General features: G+C 72.8%; 16 protein-coding genes. 7 read left to right on the top strand and 9 right to left on the bottom strand.

What is annotated here, in order from left to right; all coding sequences use genetic code 11:
- The first annotated feature begins 10 nt into the window (after positions 1–10).
- Positions 11–1,072, top strand: a complete 1,062-nt coding sequence (yhjD, locus tag ACFQE5_RS00880; RefSeq protein ID WP_379581804.1) for an inner membrane protein YhjD — start codon at positions 11–13, stop codon at positions 1,070–1,072.
- A gap of 65 nt (positions 1,073–1,137) precedes the next feature.
- On the opposite strand, the gene ACFQE5_RS00885 is transcribed toward yhjD, so the two are convergent.
- Positions 1,138–2,382 (bottom strand): D-alanyl-D-alanine carboxypeptidase family protein, encoded by a 1,245-nt coding sequence (locus tag ACFQE5_RS00885; protein ID WP_379581622.1) that lies wholly within the window; start codon positions 2,380–2,382, stop codon positions 1,138–1,140.
- A 107-nt stretch (positions 2,383–2,489) separates the two neighbouring features.
- Between ACFQE5_RS00885 and murJ the strand changes: the two genes are divergently transcribed.
- Entirely contained in the window at positions 2,490–4,355 is a 1,866-nt protein-coding gene (gene murJ / locus ACFQE5_RS00890) for a murein biosynthesis integral membrane protein MurJ (protein ID WP_379581624.1), read from the top strand.
- Here the strand turns inward: murJ and ACFQE5_RS00895 are convergent, their stop codons facing one another.
- On the bottom strand, positions 4,356–5,423 hold the full coding sequence (locus ACFQE5_RS00895) for a PA containing protein (protein WP_379581626.1): 1,068 nt from the start codon (positions 5,421–5,423) through the stop codon (positions 4,356–4,358).
- 150 nt (positions 5,424–5,573) lie between these two features.
- Here ACFQE5_RS00895 and ACFQE5_RS00900 point away from each other — a divergent pair, with 150 nt between their 5' ends.
- Complete coding sequence (locus tag ACFQE5_RS00900; protein WP_379581628.1) at positions 5,574–6,662, top strand: adenosine deaminase; 1,089 nt, start codon at positions 5,574–5,576, stop codon at positions 6,660–6,662.
- 31 nt (positions 6,663–6,693) lie between these two features.
- Here the strand turns inward: ACFQE5_RS00900 and ACFQE5_RS00905 are convergent, their stop codons facing one another.
- Together ACFQE5_RS00905 and ACFQE5_RS00910 are read right to left on the bottom strand one after the other, a co-directional pair.
- Positions 6,694–7,938, bottom strand: coding sequence for a primosomal protein (locus ACFQE5_RS00905; protein WP_379581630.1), 1,245 nt, complete (start codon positions 7,936–7,938; stop codon positions 6,694–6,696).
- A 123-nt stretch (positions 7,939–8,061) separates the two neighbouring features.
- Positions 8,062–8,298, bottom strand: coding sequence for a hypothetical protein (locus ACFQE5_RS00910; protein ID WP_379581632.1), 237 nt, complete (start codon positions 8,296–8,298; stop codon positions 8,062–8,064).
- A gap of 355 nt (positions 8,299–8,653) precedes the next feature.
- On the opposite strand from ACFQE5_RS00910, the gene ACFQE5_RS00915 reads away from it, so the two are divergent.
- The 3 genes from ACFQE5_RS00915 to upp all read left to right on the top strand — a co-directional run bounded on the left by ACFQE5_RS00915 (position 8,654) and on the right by upp (position 11,893).
- Entirely contained in the window at positions 8,654–9,574 is a 921-nt protein-coding gene (locus ACFQE5_RS00915; protein ID WP_379581634.1) for a haloalkane dehalogenase, read from the top strand.
- Positions 9,571–11,160 (top strand): metallophosphoesterase family protein, encoded by a 1,590-nt coding sequence (locus ACFQE5_RS00920; protein ID WP_379581636.1) that lies wholly within the window; start codon positions 9,571–9,573, stop codon positions 11,158–11,160. The genes ACFQE5_RS00915 and ACFQE5_RS00920 overlap by 4 nt, the downstream gene beginning before the upstream one ends.
- A gap of 109 nt (positions 11,161–11,269) precedes the next feature.
- On the top strand, positions 11,270–11,893 hold the full coding sequence (upp, locus tag ACFQE5_RS00925; RefSeq protein ID WP_379581638.1) for a uracil phosphoribosyltransferase: 624 nt from the start codon (positions 11,270–11,272) through the stop codon (positions 11,891–11,893).
- A 53-nt stretch (positions 11,894–11,946) separates the two neighbouring features.
- On the opposite strand, the gene ACFQE5_RS00930 is transcribed toward upp, so the two are convergent.
- A complete protein-coding gene (locus tag ACFQE5_RS00930; protein ID WP_379581640.1) occupies positions 11,947–12,546 on the bottom strand; it encodes a TetR/AcrR family transcriptional regulator in 600 nt (199 codons plus the stop codon).
- 103 nt (positions 12,547–12,649) lie between these two features.
- On the opposite strand from ACFQE5_RS00930, the gene ACFQE5_RS00935 reads away from it, so the two are divergent.
- Positions 12,650–13,435 carry a GDSL-type esterase/lipase family protein gene (locus ACFQE5_RS00935; RefSeq protein WP_379581643.1) on the top strand — a complete coding sequence of 262 codons (786 nt, stop codon included), beginning with the start codon at positions 12,650–12,652 and terminating at the stop codon, positions 13,433–13,435.
- Between the two features lie 3 nt (positions 13,436–13,438).
- Here the strand turns inward: ACFQE5_RS00935 and ACFQE5_RS00940 are convergent, their stop codons facing one another.
- Genes ACFQE5_RS00940 through ACFQE5_RS00955 form a run of 4 tightly spaced genes read right to left on the bottom strand, consistent with a single transcriptional unit; the run spans position 13,439 to position 18,155 of the window.
- Complete coding sequence (locus ACFQE5_RS00940) at positions 13,439–13,891, bottom strand: flavodoxin family protein (RefSeq protein ID WP_379581646.1); 453 nt, start codon at positions 13,889–13,891, stop codon at positions 13,439–13,441.
- A 43-nt stretch (positions 13,892–13,934) separates the two neighbouring features.
- Positions 13,935–15,545, bottom strand: coding sequence for a phospho-sugar mutase (locus ACFQE5_RS00945; RefSeq protein WP_379581648.1), 1,611 nt, complete (start codon positions 15,543–15,545; stop codon positions 13,935–13,937).
- Positions 15,533–16,351, bottom strand: coding sequence for a purine-nucleoside phosphorylase (locus ACFQE5_RS00950; protein ID WP_379581650.1), 819 nt, complete (start codon positions 16,349–16,351; stop codon positions 15,533–15,535). Before ACFQE5_RS00950 ends, ACFQE5_RS00945 begins: the two co-directional genes overlap by 13 nt.
- Before the next feature lie 43 nt (positions 16,352–16,394).
- Positions 16,395–18,155 (bottom strand): serine/threonine-protein kinase, encoded by a 1,761-nt coding sequence (locus ACFQE5_RS00955; RefSeq protein WP_379581806.1) that lies wholly within the window; start codon positions 18,153–18,155, stop codon positions 16,395–16,397.
- Between the last annotated feature and the right edge of the window lie 94 nt (positions 18,156–18,249).

The following is an 18,249-nucleotide window of genomic DNA, read 5'->3' on the forward strand; positions in this document are numbered from 1 at the left end:
GGTGAGCCCGCTGGCTGTCGATCAGAAGACCGCAGGGAGCGAGATCGACGACACGGGGCCCGGCAGGGTCGAACGGCTGCGTGCGCGCCACCCCTGGCTCGACCACATCGGCCGAGCCGCCGAGCGCTATCAGAAGCGGCACGGAGACCACTACGCCGCCGCGATCACCTACTTCAGCGTGCTCGCTCTCGTGCCCCTGTTGATGATCGCCTTCTCGGCCGCTGCCTTTGTGCTGCGCGCCCAGCCCGGTCTGCTCCAGCAGTTGCAGGCCGGCATCACCGAGGCGGCGCCCGGTCCGCTCGGCGACACCCTCAACGGGATCGTCAACACCGCGATCAGCCAGGCCGGCGCGGTCGGGGCGCTGGGCCTGCTCGGCGCGCTCTACTCGGGTATCGGTTGGATGAGCAACCTGCGCGAGGCACTCTCCGAGCAGTGGGCGCAGGTGGAGCAGCCCTCGAACGTGGCGAAGAAGCTGGTGCTCGACCTCGCGGCGCTGGTCGGACTCGGAATCTCGCTCGTGGTTGCGCTCGCGGTGACGGCTGTGGGGACCGGGTTGGGTCGCACGCTGCTCGATCTCGTCGGGCTCGGTGAGCAGGGCTGGGCCCGGTTCCTGCTCGGGGTGGCGGGCGTCGTGCTGGGGTTGGTGGCGAACTGGCTGGTCTTCCTCTGGGTGATCGCCCGGCTTCCGCGCGCGCCCGTGTCGGCGCGTAGCGCGGTCAAAGCGGCGCTGCTGGGCGCGATCGGGTTCGAGATCCTGAAGCAGATCATGGCGGTCTATCTGCGGGCGGTGGCCGCTTCGCCGGCCGGCGTCGCGTTCGGCTCGATCATCGGTCTGCTGATCTTCGCCTTCTTCGTCTCGCGGTTCCTGCTGTTCGTCACCGCCTGGGCGGCAACCGCCCGGGAGAACGAGCCGCCGCAGCCCGCCCCGGTGCCCGGGCCCGCGGTGATCCGTCCCGAGGTCGCCGCGTACTCCGGTCCGGACGGGCGCACCGCCGCGGGCCTCCTCGGTGTCGGAGCGGTGCTGGGGCTGCTGGGGATGCGGTTCCTCGGCGACACCACCCGCCGCCGCTAGCCCCCCGCCCGCGAGTCGCGGTATTTCCGTGCGCGAGTCGCGGTATTTCCGTGACCGAGTCGCGGTCAGCGCGATATCCGACGGCGTCCGATCACCACGACGGCCAGCGTGACGACGGCGACCACGGTGCCGAACCCGGCGAGCAGCTGGGCTGAGGTCAGCCCACCCCCCGTACCGGTTGCACCGCTTGCCGCCTGCGCGCCGGGGCCGTTCCCCGTGGTCTGCGTCGCGACCGGACGCTCGGGGGCCGCCGCCACGAGCGTCCCGACCGACGTCGACGCCGGCAGCGAGAACCCGTGGTCGAGCAGTGCCGCGGCTTGGCGCCACATCGGCACGGGGCGTTGCTCGCCACGCACTAGCGCGACGACCAGTCGCCGCCCGTCCCGCAGCGCCGCTCCGACGAACGTGTGCCGGGCCGCGTCGGTGAACCCCGTCTTCCCCCCGATGGCTCCGGGGTAGTGCAGCAGCAACTGGTTGTCGGTGTAGACCTGGAAACCGGGCTTGTCCCCGAAGCCGGGGAAATCGACCGAGGGGGTGGCGATCAGCCGAGCGAACTCCGGCCTGTCCAGAGCCGCCCGGAACAGCAACGCGAGGTCGTAGGCCGAGGTGGACATCCCGGGGCCGTCCAGGCCGGACGGCGTTGCGGGCCGGGTGTCGAGGGCGCCGAGCCGGGCCGCCTCGGCGCTCATCGCGGCCAGTGTCGTGGGGATGCCGCCGAGCGAACGGGCCAGCGCGTTGGCGGTGTCGTTGCCGGAGTTGAGGAGCAACCCGGCGAGTAGCTGCCGGACGGTGTACTGGCCGCCCGGGCCGATGCCGGCGCGGCTGCCCTCGACATTCGCGTCGTCGGCGGTGCCCACCACGACGGTGTCGAGGTCGAGACGCTCCAGCACCACCAGCGCAGTCAAGATCTTCAACGTCGATGCCGGGCGGTGCCGCCCGTGCGGATCGTGCGCCTCGAGCACGGCGCCGGTGTCGAGATCGGCGACGACCCAGCCCGCCGCGCTGACCTCCGGGGGTGGGCTGGCGCCGGGGGCGAGCACATCGCCGCACGAGCCGAGCCGCGGCCCGCCCACGGGTTCGCGGGGGACGGGCAGTGGTGCCGGCGGGGGCGCACCGGAGACGAGTTCCTCCGGCGCGGGCGGCGGCGGAGGCGCTTCCTGCCCGGGGCAGACGCCGACAGGACCGGGAAAGGCCTGCGACGCGGCGGCGATCGGCACGATCGGTGTGGTCGCAAGGGCCGGCGAACCTCCCAGGCCCACGACGATCAGCGCCGCCGCTGCGCGCAGCACCGCCCAACGGACCCCGGCCACGCCAGGAATCTAGTCCAGGTGGTGGATGCCCAACAGCGCGAGAGCGGCGCCATGCGTCCCTGGGGCGCAGCCGCGTCGGTGGCAGTGGTCGGGCACGATGGTGGTCGATGCACGAGTACCGGAGCCCCCGCACCCCCGGCGGCCGACAGGCCGGGCCCGGCGGCGGCCCCGGGCCGGTGCCGGGCGGGCCACGCCGCCCGAGCGCGGCGCGCCCGCCCGTCGAGCCGCCGACCACTCGTCTGCCCGCAACGCCGCAGGCCCGGCCTCGCCCGGCGCCGGAGGCGGAGGCGCCGACGCAGCGGATCGCCCCCGTCCCGCCGACGGACCCGGCGACGGGCGAGGGCCGCTCGTCGCTGATGCGGTCGAGCGGTGTCATGGCGGTCGCCAGCCTGGTCAGCCGGGTCACCGGTTTCCTGCGGACGCTTGCGCTGGTCGCCGTGCTCGGACTCGGCATCGTCAACGACTCCTACACGGTCGCCAACACGCTGCCGAACATCGTCTACGAGTTGCTCCTCGGCGGGGTGTTGACGAGTGTGATGATCCCGCTTCTGGTCAGGGCCCAGACCGACGACGCCGATGGCGGGGTCCGCTACACCCGGCGGCTGCTGACCCTCACCGGGGTTGCCCTGCTGCTCGCGACCGTCGTCGCGATGCTCGCCGCACCGTCCTTGACGCGGCTGTATCTCGGCACCCAGACCAGCAGTTCGGCCAACCCCGAACTGGCCACGTTGTTCGCGTTCCTGCTGCTGCCGCAGATCTTCTTCTACGGCATCGGTGCCCTTCTCGGCGCGATCCTCAACACCAGGGGTGTGTTCGGCCCGTTCGCCTGGGCGCCGGTACTCAACAACGTGGTGGTGCTCGCCGTGCTGGGGGCCTATGTGGCGGTCCCCGGCCAGATCAGTCTCGACCCCGTTCGGATGGGTGACGCGAAGCTGCTGGTCCTGGGCTTGGGCACCACGCTCGGCATCGTGGTGCAGGCGGTTGTGCTGTTGCCGTCGATGCACCGGATCGGGTTCCGCTACCGCCCGGTGTGGGGTTGGGACCCGCGGCTGACCGCGGCGGGGGGGCTCGCCGGATGGGTCGTGCTCTACGTGTTGATCGGCCAGGCGGGCTACATCGTCACCACTCGGGTCGCGGCCGACGCCGACGCAGGCAGCATCGCCACCTACACCTATGCGTGGCTGCTGCTGCAGGTGCCCTACGGAGTGCTCGGTGTCTCGCTGCTGACCGCGCTGATGCCGCGGATGAGCCGCGCCGCGGCGGAAGGGCGGCCGCACGACGTCGTGGCCGACCTCTCGCTCGGGACGCGGCTGTCCGCCGTGGCGCTCATCCCGATCACGGTGCTGTTGACGCTGTTCGGCACCGAGGTGGGCGTCGCCCTGTTCTCGCTCGGCGCCGGCGGCGCGGGCGGTGGCTCGGCCCGGCTGGGCGCCACCCTGGCGGCCTCGGCGTTCGGTCTGCTGCCCTACGCGGTCACGCTGCTGCAGTTGCGGGTGTTCTACGCGCTCACCGACAGCCGGACCCCGACGCTGATCCAGTTGCTCATCGTCGGCTTCAAGATCCCGCTGTTGTTGCTGTGCCCGGTGCTGCTGGCGCCCGAGCAGGTGGTCCTGGGCCTGGCCGCCGCCAACGCCCTGTCGTTCGTGTTCGGGGCGATGCTCGGGCAGGTGCTGGTGCGCAGGCGGCTCGGCCCGGCTCGTACCGGCGAGATGCTCGGCACCATCGCCCGGACGACCGCGGCGTCGGTCATCGGCGGGGCGCTGGCCTACGGCGTCGTCGCCCTGCTCGATGCCGGTCCGCTGGAGGGTTGGGCCCCGGTCAGCCGCGCCTGGGTCGGGCTCGCGGTCGCGCTGGCCGTCGCCACCCCGGTCACCCTGCTTGCGCTGCGGCTCCTGCGAGTTCGCGAACTCGACCCGCTGTGGCGCAGGCTGCCCGGCCCGCGGCGGGGGCGGAAACGGGCCGGGCCGCGTTGATCAAGCGTCCGGGTCGTCGGTGATCGTGTCGACGGGCACCCCGTTCGGGCTCTTCACCGTGGCCTTGGCCCGGGTCGCCCGGCGCTGCGTCGGACGGGGCGGCGGAGGGGGCGCCTGGACCCCGGTCCCGCGGCCGAGGATGAGCTCCGCGAACGTTGCCATCGCCTCGTCGAGCTGGCCGGCGCTGCGCCGTTCGGACTCCTCGTTCGCCTGATGCACCAGCGCGGTGAGCGCGGCGGTGTCGGGGCGCTGGTCCAGCGCGTTACCCAGCACGCCGAGTGTCGCCTCGACGCCGGTGCCGAGCTCGCCGAGCCGCCCGCCGAGCCCCTCCTCGACCGCATCGAGCCTGCTGGCGACGGCGTCGAGCCGTCCGGCCAACACCTCCAGCCGCTCGGCCAGGGCGTTCAGCATCTCGGTCGGGTCGACGGCCGGGCGCGCCGCCAGGTCCTCGAGCCTGCGGTGCAGCCCGACGCTGGTGTCGCCGAGCAGATTGCGCAGCCCCTCACCGGTCTCGTCGATCGAGCGCACGGCTCCGTCGAGTTGCTCGCGCACCATGCGCTCGACGCCGTCGACGCGTTCCTTGACCGGGGTCCCGACGGCGTTGGGCATGGCGTCGAGGCGCATCTCGTGGCGGTCCAGCCGGTTGTCGAGGTCATCGAGGCGCTTGTGCAGGCCGCCGAGGCGATCGTCCAGGCCGTCCATCCGGCCGGAGACCCCTTCGAGGCGCCCGGCCATGCCGTCGAGCCTGCCGTCGAGCTGGGCGAAGGGCTTGGCCAGCTTGTCGGGCAGCGACTCCAGCGCCCGCGCGACGGAGGAGAGCGCGGCGTCCTGTGCGTCGAGCTTCGCGACGGTCTCGTCGAGTCGCTCGGCGAGCACGCTGACCTCGGTCCGGTCGGGCAGCTCGGTCAGCCGCTTGCGAACCGTGCCGAGGGCGTCGAGCGCGGTGAGTCGGGCGTGGATCTCATCGAGGGAGTCGAAGATCTGCTGCTGTTCGCTGTCACGGATCTCCGCAGCGCGCATGAGCATGCCGCGCATCCGGTCGAACGACAGGGTTGAGTTATCGCTCATGGCTGACCGTGCTTCCTCTGAGCCGGATGGGGAGATGCCCAGAGGGTAGCGAGTCGTCATTCTCACTCGACGGGGCGTGGCCATTAGGCCGGATGGGCTGCTGTCCTCGTCCGATCCGGGATTTGTCCCGGGTCGGTATAGCGTGGGAGGGTGCCTTCGCCGCTGACGATCGAGAACATCCGCGACGCCCCGAAGGTACTGCTTCATGATCACCTCGACGGCGGGCTTCGTCCCGCCACGGTCGTCGAGCTGGCCGACGCGATCAACTACCGGTCATTGCCCACCCGTGACCCTGAACAGCTCGCGGGCTGGTTCCTGGGCGCCGCGCACTCCGGCTCGCTGGAGCGGTACCTGGAGACGTTCGGGCACACCGTCGCGGTCATGCAGACCCGCGAGGCGCTGCGCCGGGTCGCCGCCGAATGCGCGCAGGACCTGGCCGCCGACGGCGTCGTCTACGCCGAGGTCCGGTTCGCCCCGGAGCTGCACGTCGAGCGTGAGCTGGACCTGGACCAGGTCGTCGAGGCCGTACTCGACGGTTTTCGGATCGGGACCGAACGCGCCGCCGCGGGCGGCCGATCGATCAGGATCGGCTGCCTGCTGACGGCGATGCGGCACGCGGCCCGATCCCGGGAGATCGCCGAGCTCGCCGTGCGCTATCGGGACGTCGGGGTGGTCGGGTTCGATATCGCCGGTGCGGAGAAGGGCTACCCGCCCACCCGGCATCTCGACGCGTTCGAGTACGTCCGCCAGCAGAACGCGCATGTGACGATCCACGCGGGTGAGGCGTTCGGGCTGCCGTCGATCTGGGAGGCCATCCAGTGGTGCGGGACCGACCGGCTCGGGCACGGCGTCCGGATCGTCGATGACATCGCGGTCGGCGCCGACGGGACGGCCACCCTCGGACGGCTCGCCGCCTACGTGCGGGACATGCGCATCCCGCTGGAGATGTGCCCGACCTCCAACGTCCACACCGGAGCGGCGCCGTCGCTGGCCGAGCACCCCATCGGGCTGCTGGCGAAGCTGCGGTTCCGGGTCACCGTGAACACCGACAACCGGCTGATGTCGGGCTGCTCGATGACCTCGGAGATGGCGGGGCTCGCCGCGGTCCACGGCTACGACTGGGCCGACCTCGGGTGGTTCACCGTCAACGCGATGAAGTCGGCGTTCATCGGCTTCGACGAGCGGCTGGCGCTGATCAACGACGTGATCAAACCGGCCTACGCGGCGCTCCAGGCCTGACCGTCGGCCGACCCGAATCCGCACGTCGACCTCAGAGGCGGCGGAGCCGGTGTTCCAGCGCGGCGACGAGCCCGCGCCAGCGGGCCGCCTCGGTGTCGAAGGGCGGGCTGGGGGCCAGTCGGGCCGGGTCGGGGCGGATCACGAACGACACCAGCCAGCCCAGGCTCTCCGATTCGGCCAGCGCTTCGCGCGGCTCGTCGTCGCCCGCCCATTCGCCGACGTCGAGCAGCAGTTCGGTGGCCAGGTCCAGCTGGGTGGGATCGACGGCGACGATGCCCTCGGCGATGTCGTGGTCGATTCCGGTGAGCACGTAGGCGTTGAGCTCGTCGACGGTCACCTCGAGCTCGCCAACGGCCGCCCTCTCGACGATGTCGTCCCAGGTCGACGCGGCAACGAGGTCGTGCCCGTCCCGGCCCGCGCCCGCGAGGTGGCGGGCCAGGGCGCGTTCGCTGCCGAACACGTCGATCTTTCCGGCGCTGCCGAGGAAGACCGGCTTGTCGTCGAGGTAGCACCGCAGCGTGACGAACTCGCCGTCCCGGGTGGTGATCCGGATCGGGTCGATGCCGACCTCCTCCCAGAACGTGGCCGCACCCGCACCGGGCGAACCGGCCCGCGCCCCGGCGACCTGCTCGGCCTCGACCTGCACGTCATCGGCGTCGGGTGCGTCCGTGTCCCCGGCGAGCTCGGCGGCCTCCTGCCTGGCGGCCGCGAGGGCCGCGGGATCGACCTGCGGAGTGACCACGAGCGCGTCGAGCGCGTCGATGACGGTGTCCCAGCGGTTGGCGACGGTCTCGACGACCTGGGTCCAGAGCCGCCCGCCCTCCCGCCCGCTGAACGGCAGCGTCCCCTGGTGCAGCAGCGGGAAGCCGGGCGTGGAGTCGAGGATCTCGGTGACCTCCTCGAGGCCGCACACGTCGGCCAGGGACTCGACCATGGCGATGATCGTTGCGAGCTCGGCGATCGTCCAGGTGTCGACCTCGCCCGCGACGAGCTCGGGCACGCCGATGATGTCGTAGCTGTGGGTTTCCTCCGGGGTCAGCTCCGCGACCGACAGCCGCGGGACGAGCGACCAGGCGGGATGGTCGGACAGGTCGTGTTCGGGGCGGGTCCGCACGAACGCCGCAAGCTGGGCGATCTCGGGAAAGGCGAACAGCGCGTCGCCGTCGCCGAGGAAGGCCTCCCACTCCTCGCCGTCCTCCCGCCAGCGCGGTGCCCAGAGCGTGACGAGGTCGCCTTCGGTCAGAGCGAGCCGGATCGGGACGATGTCGCTTGCCACGGCGGGGAGCCTAGCGACGGTCGTTCGGCGCTTGCGGTCAGCGCCCCGTCGATGCGGGTGCGGGCCCGTCCGCGCCGTGCCGGGGCGGTGAGCCGGCCGTGCGGGCCCTGACGGTACCGAGAGTCAGGTCGAGGTGTGCAGCCGAACGACACCGACGGTGACATCCTCCAGGCCGCCGCGGTCGAAGTCGCGGCGCAGCTGGTCGGCCTTGATCGTTGCGGTCAGCCCGTCGAATGGCCCGTGCGCGTCGACCTCACCGGTCTGCGGATCGACGGCCAGCACAACGTATCCGTCGCACTGGGTGAGCTTCTCCGCCGCTGCGATCAGCGCCGCATCGTCGGACGTCGTGTTCTCCGGCACCGGATCACCTCCTCGTTTCCTAGTACAGCGTCGGCAGGGGCTCAGGCGTGACAACGGATATGGCAGACCACCCATTCGGGTCAGAACTGCCCAGGAGAACCGTTACCTACTGCACCTGTTCGGTCACGCACCGCATCCGCGGTGAACGAGTGGTGGTGGCGGCCGGCCGGAATCCAGCCACTCTTCGTGATCACGAGCTGGGCGTCGGCGGACCGCCGCGTCCGCTCGTGGACCGCCGGCTCGGTGGGCGGGGCGCGGAGGCGCGGGGCGCAGGTCCCGGCCGGATCGATCACCCACCGTGGTCATCAGCGGTTGGACCTGCGCATATCGACGCGGTGATGCCAGGATCATCGACATGCGTGTCCACCGCACCCCGGACCACCGCTTCACCGGGCTTCCGGGCTTCGACTTCACGCCGCACTACGCCGACGTCCCGCGGCCCGGCGGCGGGACCCTGCGGATGGCCTGGGTCGAGGACGGCCCCGCCGAGGGCCCGGTCGTGCTCCTGCTGCACGGCGAGCCGAGCTGGTCGTTCCTTTACCGCACGATGCTGCCGGTGCTGGCGCAGGCGGGGCTGCGCGCGATCGCACCCGACCTGATCGGCTTCGGCCGCTCCGACAAGCCGGCCGAGCTCGCCGACCACAGCTACGCCCGGCATGTGGAGTGGGTGCGGGCGCTCGCCTTCGACGTGCTCGACCTGCGCGACGTCACGCTCGTGGGACAGGACTGGGGCGGGCTGATCGGGCTGCGCCTGGTCGCCGAGCACCCCGACCGGTTCGCCCGCGTCGTCGCCGCGAACACCGGGCTGCCCACCGGGGACGTCGACATGCCCGAGGTGTGGTGGCGGTTCCGGCGCGCCGTCGAGCGCGCCGGGAGCGCCGGGACGCTGGACATCGCCCGGCTCGTCCAGGCCGGGTGCCGCACCCCGCTGTCCACGGCGGTGCTCGCCGGCTACGCCGCCCCCTTCCCGGACCCGAGCCATACCGCCGGTCCGCGCGCCATGCCCTTGCTGGTGCCGACCCGTCCCGACGATCCGGCCACCGAGGCCAACCGGGCGGCCACCAGGATCCTCGGCGGCCTCGACATCCCGTTCCTCTGCGCCTTCAGCGACGGCGACCCGATCACCGCGGCGATGGGACCGGTCCTGGCGCGCACGATGCCGGGCGCGGCGGGCCGGGACCATCCGACGATCCGCGGGGCGGGGCATTTCCTCCAGGAGGACGCGGGGCCCGCGCTGGCCGCCGAGATCGTCCGGTTCATCGCGGCCGCCCGGTGAGCCCGACAGGCCCGTCCCGCAGGTCCGCGGCGAACGCCGGGTGGGACTGCCGGCGGCTCGGCGAGTTCCGGCAGCTCGGGCCGCTGCCGAGGCGGTTCAGCTGGCTGCGTCCGGGGGCGCTGCTGGCCTCGCGCAACGACTGGCTGGCCCGCTGGTTCGGCGACCCCACCGACGAGATGCGCCAGGAGTGGCTGCGCAGGCTGGCCGGGCTGCTCGATGCGGTGCAGCCCGCGCCGAAGGTCGATCTGGCCGACCGGATCGTCGACCGGTTCGCCGGTCGCGACCGCATCTCGATCGCCCTGCTCGGCGACCCGGGCGAGGGCGACGCGTCGCAGTACGCCGTGGTCCCGGTGCTGCTCGCGGTCGCCGGAGACACCGATCTCGCGGTCGTGTGCAGCGACGTGATCTATCCGGCCGGCGGTATCCGGGCGTACGCGGACCGGTTCTACCGGCCCTATGCCGACTATCCGGGGCCGATCTACGGCGTGCCGGGCAACCACGACTGGTACGACGGGCTCACCGGATTCATGACGACGTTCTGCGACGTGCCGCCCGACGCGGGGGCGCCGCTTCCCGGTGGCCGCGGTGCGCGGGCCGCGCTGCGCCGGCTGCTGTGGCGCCGCCCACCGACGGCCACGGTCGCCGAGGTCGCGGACATGCGCTGGTACCGCGACGCGGAGTCCCAGCTCGGTGTCCAGCCCGGACCGTACTGCGCGATCGACGCCGGACCGGTCCGGTTGGTGCTCATCGACACCGGCATCAGCGGGCGGATCGACGCCGACCAGGGGGCCTGGCTCCGCCGGGTCTCGACGTCGAGTCCCAAGCCCAAGATCCTGCTGACCGGCAAGCCGATCTACAGCTACGCGTCGTTGCAGCGCTGCCCGATCGTCGATGAGGCGGGCGTCGTCATCGGCGACATCAACGAGATCGTCACCGACCCCGCCTGCAACTACATCGCCGCCATCGGCGGCGACGACCACAACTACCAGCGCTACCCGATCCGGCTGCACGACGGGCGCACCATCCTGTACGTGGTGAGCGGTGGCGGTGGCGCGTACCTCTCGGCCACCCACCAGATCCCGAACGTCGACGCACTGGCCCCGGCGTGCCGCGAGGAGAGCTTTCGCTGCTACCCGCTGCGCGGCGACTCGCTCGCGCATTTCAGCCGCCGCTACGACAGGCTGCTGGGCTTCGGCAGCGGCCGGCTGGTGATCTCCCCCGATGACGCCACGACCCTGATGGCCGAGCGGATCGGCATCACCCCGCCGCGCACCGGGACCCCGCCCGAGCAGATCAGCAGACGGGCGCGGCGGGCCGCGCGGCGGGTCTACCCGTTGCCGACCCGCGGCGCGCCCGCCGCGCACAACCTGATGTCGGTGTTCCTCGACTCCGACCGCCCGCCGATGTTCAAGAGCTTCCTGCGGGTCGACGCGTCGTCCACCGAGATCGTGATCAGCTGCTGGGCGGCGACGGGCTGTCTGGAGCACGAACGCGAGCCGGTGCTGGAGGATCGGATGCGCGCGTGGCCGGACGCGTCCGGCCGGTGGTGCTGGACGAGCGAGACCCCCGGCCGTCCCGTCCCCTGACCCCGCGAGTCGGGGTATTTCCGAGCGCGAGTCGGGGTATTTCCGAGCGCGAGTCGGGGTATCTGCGCGACCGAGTCGACGACGACGTCCGACCGCTAGCCTGCACCCCATGGACGTCCAGGTCGTCGACCATCCGCTCGTCACGGCGCGGCTGAGCACGCTGCGGGACGCGCGGACCGACAACGCGACGTTTCGAGCCACGCTGCGCGAACTGACTCTGATGCTGATCTACGAGGCCACCCGGGACGCACCGGTGGTCCGCATGCCCCTGCGCACCCCGATCGCCCGCACCATCGGCTATCGACTGGCCAACCCGCCGGTGCTCGTGCCCGTCCTGCGGGCCGGTCTCGGGATGGCCGACGCCGCGCACGCGATGCTGCCGGACTCACGGATGGGCTTCGTCGGTGTCGTCCGGGACGAGACGACGTTCCGGCCGGTGCCGTACCTGGAGTCGCTGCCCGAGTCGCTCGGGGGCTGCCCGGTGTTCGTGCTCGACCCGATGCTGGCCACCGGCGGCTCGATGGTGCACACCATCCGGCGGCTCACCGAGCGCGGCGCCACCGACGTCACCGCGGTGTGTGTGCTCGCGGCGCCTGAGGGCATCGACCAGGTGGCCGCCGCCGGGGTGCCGGTGCGGGTGGTGACCGCCGGCATCGACGAGCGGCTCAACGAGTCCGCGTTCATCGTCCCCGGGCTCGGTGACGCCGGGGACCGGCAGTTCGGGGCGGTCTGAGCGGCCCGGTGACAACCGTTCCCGGTGCCCGCCGGGCGGCGCTGCGCCGCACGCTATCGCGCCCGCCAGCCCTCCACCGTCGTGCGCAGCGTCGTCTCGAACGCGTCGGCCGGGTCGGCGGCCACCGGCAGCCGGACATCACGCAGTTGCAGCGTCACCAGACCATGCAGGACCGCCCACAGGCCCAGCGCCATGGTGTCGGCGGCGGCGTCAGCGCGCAGTGCCCCTCGCTCGATCCCCCGCTCCACGAACTGGATCAGCCGGGCGAACGGCTCGGCGGCCGCCGTGAACGTCTCGCCGTCGAACGGCGGCTCACCCACTGTGCCGGCGAACATGACGTCGTACAGGTGCGGGTCGGCCACAGCGCTGTCGCGGTAGGCGACACCGAGCGCGACGAGGTCCTCGATGGGGTCATCGCTGGGCTCGACCCGGGCCAGATCTGCCCCCAGGCGGTGGAACGCCTCGTCGGCCAGCGCCTTGACCAGCGCGGGCTTGCCACCGAACAGCGAGTAGACCGCGGTGGTGGAGGTTCCGACATCGGCGGCCAGCTTGCGCAGGCTCAATGCCGTAAGGCCCTGGGCGGACAGCGTCTGGCCGGCGCGTTCGAGCAGCCGGTCGCGCAGCGACTCGTCGTGCACCTTGGGGCGGGGCATGGCTGGAGGTTAGCGCAACACCGTTTCGGAACGGGGGAACGCGCCGCTGTAACGAACTGATCACGTTGGCGAATGTCTGAGGGGCAGTCGAGGATCGGGGGGCATGGCGGTGCGAATCCGGGCCGGACGAACCGTCGTCGGGGTGTACGCCCTGATCGTGTTGGTCGTGACGTCGTTGTGGGCCGCGGACGTGACCACCGCCGGCCCCGCCACGGTGCCGGGGGCGCGGATCGCGGGCGTCCGCCCGGTGGTCCACCTGCGGGTGTTGCCGCTGGGTGCGTCGAGTACCGAGGGAATCGGCAGTCCCGGCACGGCCGGGTACCGGGGCCCGTTGTACACGATGCTGCGCCGCGACGGCGTGGCCGTCGATTTCGTCGGGTCGTTGTCCCGCGGGCCCTCCACCCTGGCCGACCGTGACCACGAGGGCCATTCCGGCTGGACGATCACCATGCTCGCCCCGCGGGTCGCTCGCTGGCTTCGCGACAGCAGACCCGAGGTGATTCTGCTGCATGCCGGGACGAATGATCTCGGACGCGGGGCGAGCGGGGCGGTCGTTGCCGATCGGCTCGACGACCTGCTGAGCCGGATCTATGCGCAGGCGCCCGCGGCACACGTCATCGTGGCCGGGGTATGGGCGCCGATGCCACGGGCCAGGGCCGCGCGGGCCGATCTCGCCGCCCGCACTCCGCGGGTGGTGGCCCGGCACCGGGTCCTCGGGCGTTCGATCAGCTTCGTCGATACCTCGGACCTGTTGCGCCCCACTGAGTTCACCGACGGCCTGCACCCCAACGCCGCGGGCTACCGGAGGATCGCCCGGATGTTTCGCGGCGAGATCGAGCGCTGGTTGGCGACGAGGGCCGGGCCCGCGGCGCCGGGGCCTGCGCTGTAGCCGCTACTCCGAGAGCGTCGCCGCGACGGTGGCGCCCAACTCCCAACACGCCTCGAGCGCGGCCTTGTCGGGGGCGCCGAGGATCTGCACGGGAGTGACCACCCGCTTCCAGCCCAGCCCGTCGGCGATGGACTCGACGGCCCGCACGGCGCCCTCGACGCCGAGGTTGCCGTGGACGTACAGCCCATAGGGCAGCCCGCGTCCCTCGTCGAGCGTCGGGTAGTAGATCTGGTCGAACCAGTGTTTCAGGGCCCCCGCCATGTAGCCGATGTTGGCGGGGGTGCCCAGGACGACGCCGTCGGCGCCCAGCAGGTCGCTCACGGTCGCCGCCAGGGCGGCGCGGCGCACGACCTCGACGCCGGTGATCTCCGGGTCCGTCGCTCCCCGCAGCACCGCGTCGAACATGTCGGCCATCGCAGGCGAGGGGGTGTGGTGGACGATCAACAGTCGTTTCATCTGGCCTCCGGGCCCGTGAGTGCGCCACCGGGTGAGAACACTGTTACGCACTCACGAGGTGGGTGTAGCAGGTGCGCAGCGCGGCGAGCCGGTCGGCCGCGCGGGTCCGGGCGCCGGCCAGCGCGGCGGGCCCCGGCACCGGCTCGACGACCTGAAGGTAGACCTTGAGCTTGGGTTCGGTCCCGGACGGACGAACCACGACTCGCTCGCCGTGGCGCCGCAGCACCAGCACGTCCGGGGCGGGGCGGTCGGTCGTCCACCCGGCGGGCGGGGCGCCGCGCAGCCGGTCGAGCACCGCGTCCCGGGCCGCGGGCTCCAGGCGGAACGCCAACCCCTCGGTGCGATGCACGCCGTGCGCGATCGCGAGCTCGTCGAGCCGGTCGAGCAGGGTTCGTCCCTCGGCGCGCAGCGTCGCAGCCAGGTCGGCAGCCAGCACAGCGGCGGCGATGCCGTCCTTGTCGCGCACGGCGTCCGGGTCCACGCAGTAGCCCAGGGCCTCCTCGTAGCCGTACACCAGCCCCGGCCCGCCACGAACGATCCACTTGAAGCCGGTGAGGGTCTCGGTGTACCGCGCACCGTACGCCGCCGCGATCGCACCCAGCATCGACGACGAGACCACGGTGGTCACGACCAGTGGATCGGCGTACCCGCCTGAGCGCAGCAGGTGGTCGCCGAGCAGCACCCCGGTCTCGTCCCCGGTGAGCATCCGCCAGGTCCCGTCCGGCAGCGGGACGCCGAGCGCACACCGATCGGCATCCGGGTCGAGTGCGACGGCCAGGTGGGCGCCGCGTGCCGCGGCCAGGGCCAGCAGCGCATCGGTGGCGCCCGGTTCCTCCGGATTCGGGAACGCGACGGTCGGGAAGTCCGGATCCGGCGCGGCCTGGCTCGCGACGACCTGGACGTCGGTGAAGCCCGCGCGGGCCAGTGCATGCACCGCGGTCGCCCCGCCGACACCGTGCATCGGGGTCAGCGCGATCCGCAGGCCGCGGGCCGTGCCGCGCGGCAGCCGGGCGACCCGATCCAGGTAGGGCTCCGTGACGTCCACCCGGAGTCCGGCCCCCGCGGTCGGGATCGACACCGCCGCCGGCGCCGCGGCGATCCGTCCCTCGATCTCGATGTCGTCGGGAGGGACGAGCTGCGCGCCGTCGGCGAGATAGACCTTGTATCCGTTGTCGGTGGCCGGATTGTGGGACGCGGTGATCTGCACGCCGGCGACCGCGCCCAGTTCGCGGACCGCGAAGGCAAGCAGCGGGGTGGGGGCCGGAGCGGGCAGGATGCGCACCGCGAATCCGGCCCCGGCGAGCACCTCGGCCGTCGCGGTTGCGAACGCCGCCGAACCGTGTCGCGCGTCGCGCCCCACGACCACGATGCCGACCTCGCCGCGGTCGCGTAGCCAGGCTGCCAGGCCCGCGCTCGCCCTGCGGACCACCGCGACGTTCATCCCGGCAGGACCGGCGCGCACCGGGCCGCGCAGCCCGGCGGTGCCGAAGGTCAGCGGCCCGGACATCCGGTCGACGAGGTCGGCGACGGCGGCCTCCGCACCGACGAGCGCCGCGGCGAGCACCCGCTGCAGCTCGGTGCGGGTGGTCGGATCCGGATCGTCGGCGGCCCAGCGCAGCGCCGCATCGCGCAACCGCGGCGTCAGTGTGGCCATGCCCGGATGATCAGATCGCGAAGCAGCTCACCCATCCGCGTCGCCGCGGCCCGCCCGGCCGCGAGGACCTCCTCGTGGTCCAGCGGCGCCCCGCTCCTCCCGGCGGCGAGGTTGGTGACCAGGGACAGCCCGAACACCTCGAGGCCCTCCGCGCGCGCCGCGATCGCCTCCAGCACCGTCGACATGCCGACGAGGTCGGCGCCCAGCCCGCGCAACATCCGGATCTCGGCCGGTGTCTCGAACTGTGGGCCGCGCACCCCCGCGTAGACGCCGTCGCGCAGGGTGGGGTCGATCTCGCGGGCCAGCTCCCGCAGCCGCGGGGAATAGAGGTCGGTCAGATCGGTGAACCGCGGTCCGACCAGCGACGAGACCCCCGTCAGGTTGAGGTGGTCGCGGATCAGCACCGCATCGCCGACCGAGATGCCCTCGCGAATCCCGCCGGCGGCGTTGGTCAGCACGACGGTGCGGCACCCCGCCGCGGCCGCGGTCCGGACGCCGTGCGCGACGGCGTCGACGCCGTGACCTTCGTACAGATGGGTGCGGCCGAGCAGGACCAGGACCCGGTGCTGCCCGACCGGCACCGAGCGGATCGTCCCGCCGTGCCCGGCGACGGTCGGCGGCACGAAGCCGGGGAGCTCCGCCATCGGGATCTCGGCGGCGGGTTCACCCAGCAGATCGGCGGCCGGACGCCAGCCCGACCCGAGCACCACGGCGACGTCGTGCGCGACCACCCCCGTCGCCCGGGCCAGTGCCTCCGCAGCCTGGTGGGCGACGTGCACGGGTGTCGTGGCCTCGGGGACGCTCATGCGCCGCAGCCTAGTCAGTGTGCCGCCGCGGCTCGGGCCATGATCACGGCTGGAGTGGGGTGAACCCGGCGACGATCGTGTCGAACAGGTCGGCGGAGATGGTCTCACCGTGCCCGGCGGGCACGGTGAGCCGGATCGCCCAGACGCCGCCGCCCTCCGGGACCATCCGCAGCCAGGTGCGCTGTTGCACCGAGCCCACGGTCGTGCGGTACGACAGCTCCTGGGTGCCTTCGGCGGCACCGGCGACGGGTTCGGCGGGCTCGACGACGACCTCGTCGGCGCCGAGTTGGTCGGCGGTCAGCGAGTCGAGCACCGCGGTGGCCGAGGCGGCCCGCTGCACGATGAGTTCCTCGATGCCCTCCGGACTGACGAACCGCACGACCGGTGTGTCCCCATCGGGTTGGTCGCGGGACTGGGTCCAGGTGGCGGGAACGCGCAGGTCGAAGCCGTTCCGGTCGTGGTAGGCGGTGAGCGCCGCTCGGGCCGTGGTGACCGTGACGGTCGTCAGCGGCGACTGGCCAGCCAGCACCCGGCTCACGGCCCAGCCGCCCGCGGCGCCGAGCAGCACGACCACCGCGCCGGCCACCACCAGCAGCGCGGCCCACCACACCGGCAGGTCCGGCTCGCGGCGCAGGGCGGGGTGAGCACCGGTCGCGGTCGCTGGCCGGACCGGCGACGGCGCCGGGTGCGGTGGTCCGCTGGGTGGGCTCGTCGGATGGTGCGGCGAACCGTTCGGCGCAGGGGGAATACCAGGTAGCGATCCGGGAGAGGTCGCCAGCGGCGCTGGCCCCGGTGCGACCTGGCGTGGGGGCGAGCCGAGCCCCGTCGGCAGCGGGCCGGGCGCATCCGCCAGCGGTGCGGACCACCCGGTGCCGGATGGTGCGGGCCGGTGGCCATCGGAGTGCTCGGCCGGCCGGGGGTGGGGCCCGGCGCCGAGGACGGGGGCGTCGAGCGAACCGGGGTACAGCGGATCGTCGGGGTCGGTGAGCAGCGGGCGCAGCCGCTGCCGCACCTCGTCGAGCGGCATCCGCCGATCCGGTTCCTTGACCATCAGCGCGGCGATGACCTCGGAGATCGGTCCCGCGTCCCGCGGACGCGGGACCTCGCCGTCGACGACCTCGGTGATCGTCGAGACGGGGTCGCCGCGGACGTCGTAGGGCGGACGGCCTTCGACCGCGGCGAACAGCGTCGCACCGAGGCCCCACAGGTCCGCGGCCGGCGTCACCGCCTGGCCCGCGGCGACTTCCGGCGCGATGTAGGCGGGCGAACCGAGCACGAGCCCGGCCGTGGTCATCGGGGCGTCGGCGGCGTTGCGGGCGATCCCGAAGTCGGTCAGCTTGACCCGGCCGTCGTCGGCGACCAGGACGTTTCCCGGCTTCACGTCCCGATGGGTGATCCCGGCCCGATGCGCCGCGCGCAGCGCCCCCGCGGTGGCGTAGCCGACGACCGCCGCCTGCCGGCTCGTCAGCCGCCCCTGTTCGGCGATCATCGTCGCCAGGTTCCGCGACGGCAGCAGCTCCAGGACGACCAGCGGCTCACCGCCGACGTCGACGACGTCATAGACCGTGATGACGTGCGGGTTGGACAGGCCACCGAGCGCCCGGGCTTCGCGCAGCATGCGTTCCCGCATGGCCTGCGCCTCGTGCTCCGGCACCCCCGGCGGGACCTTCAGCTCCTTGATCGCGACCCGCCGCCGCAGGACCTCGTCGTAGCCCGACCAGACCGTGCCCATGGCGCCGCTGCCCAGCTGCGCCGACAGCGTGTACCGGCCGCCGATCCGGCGCGGCTCGTCGTCACCCGGCATGGACACGCCGCTCATTGTCGCGGTCGCGAACCTCGGATGCTGACGGGCCCCGCCATTTCGTCGGTTCTCGACGCCGGCGTGTCCGCCCGCGGCG

It is taken from the genome of Pseudonocardia hispaniensis (assembly GCF_042658695.1).
Classification (GTDB): Bacteria; Actinomycetota; Actinomycetes; order Mycobacteriales; family Pseudonocardiaceae; genus Pseudonocardia; species Pseudonocardia hispaniensis.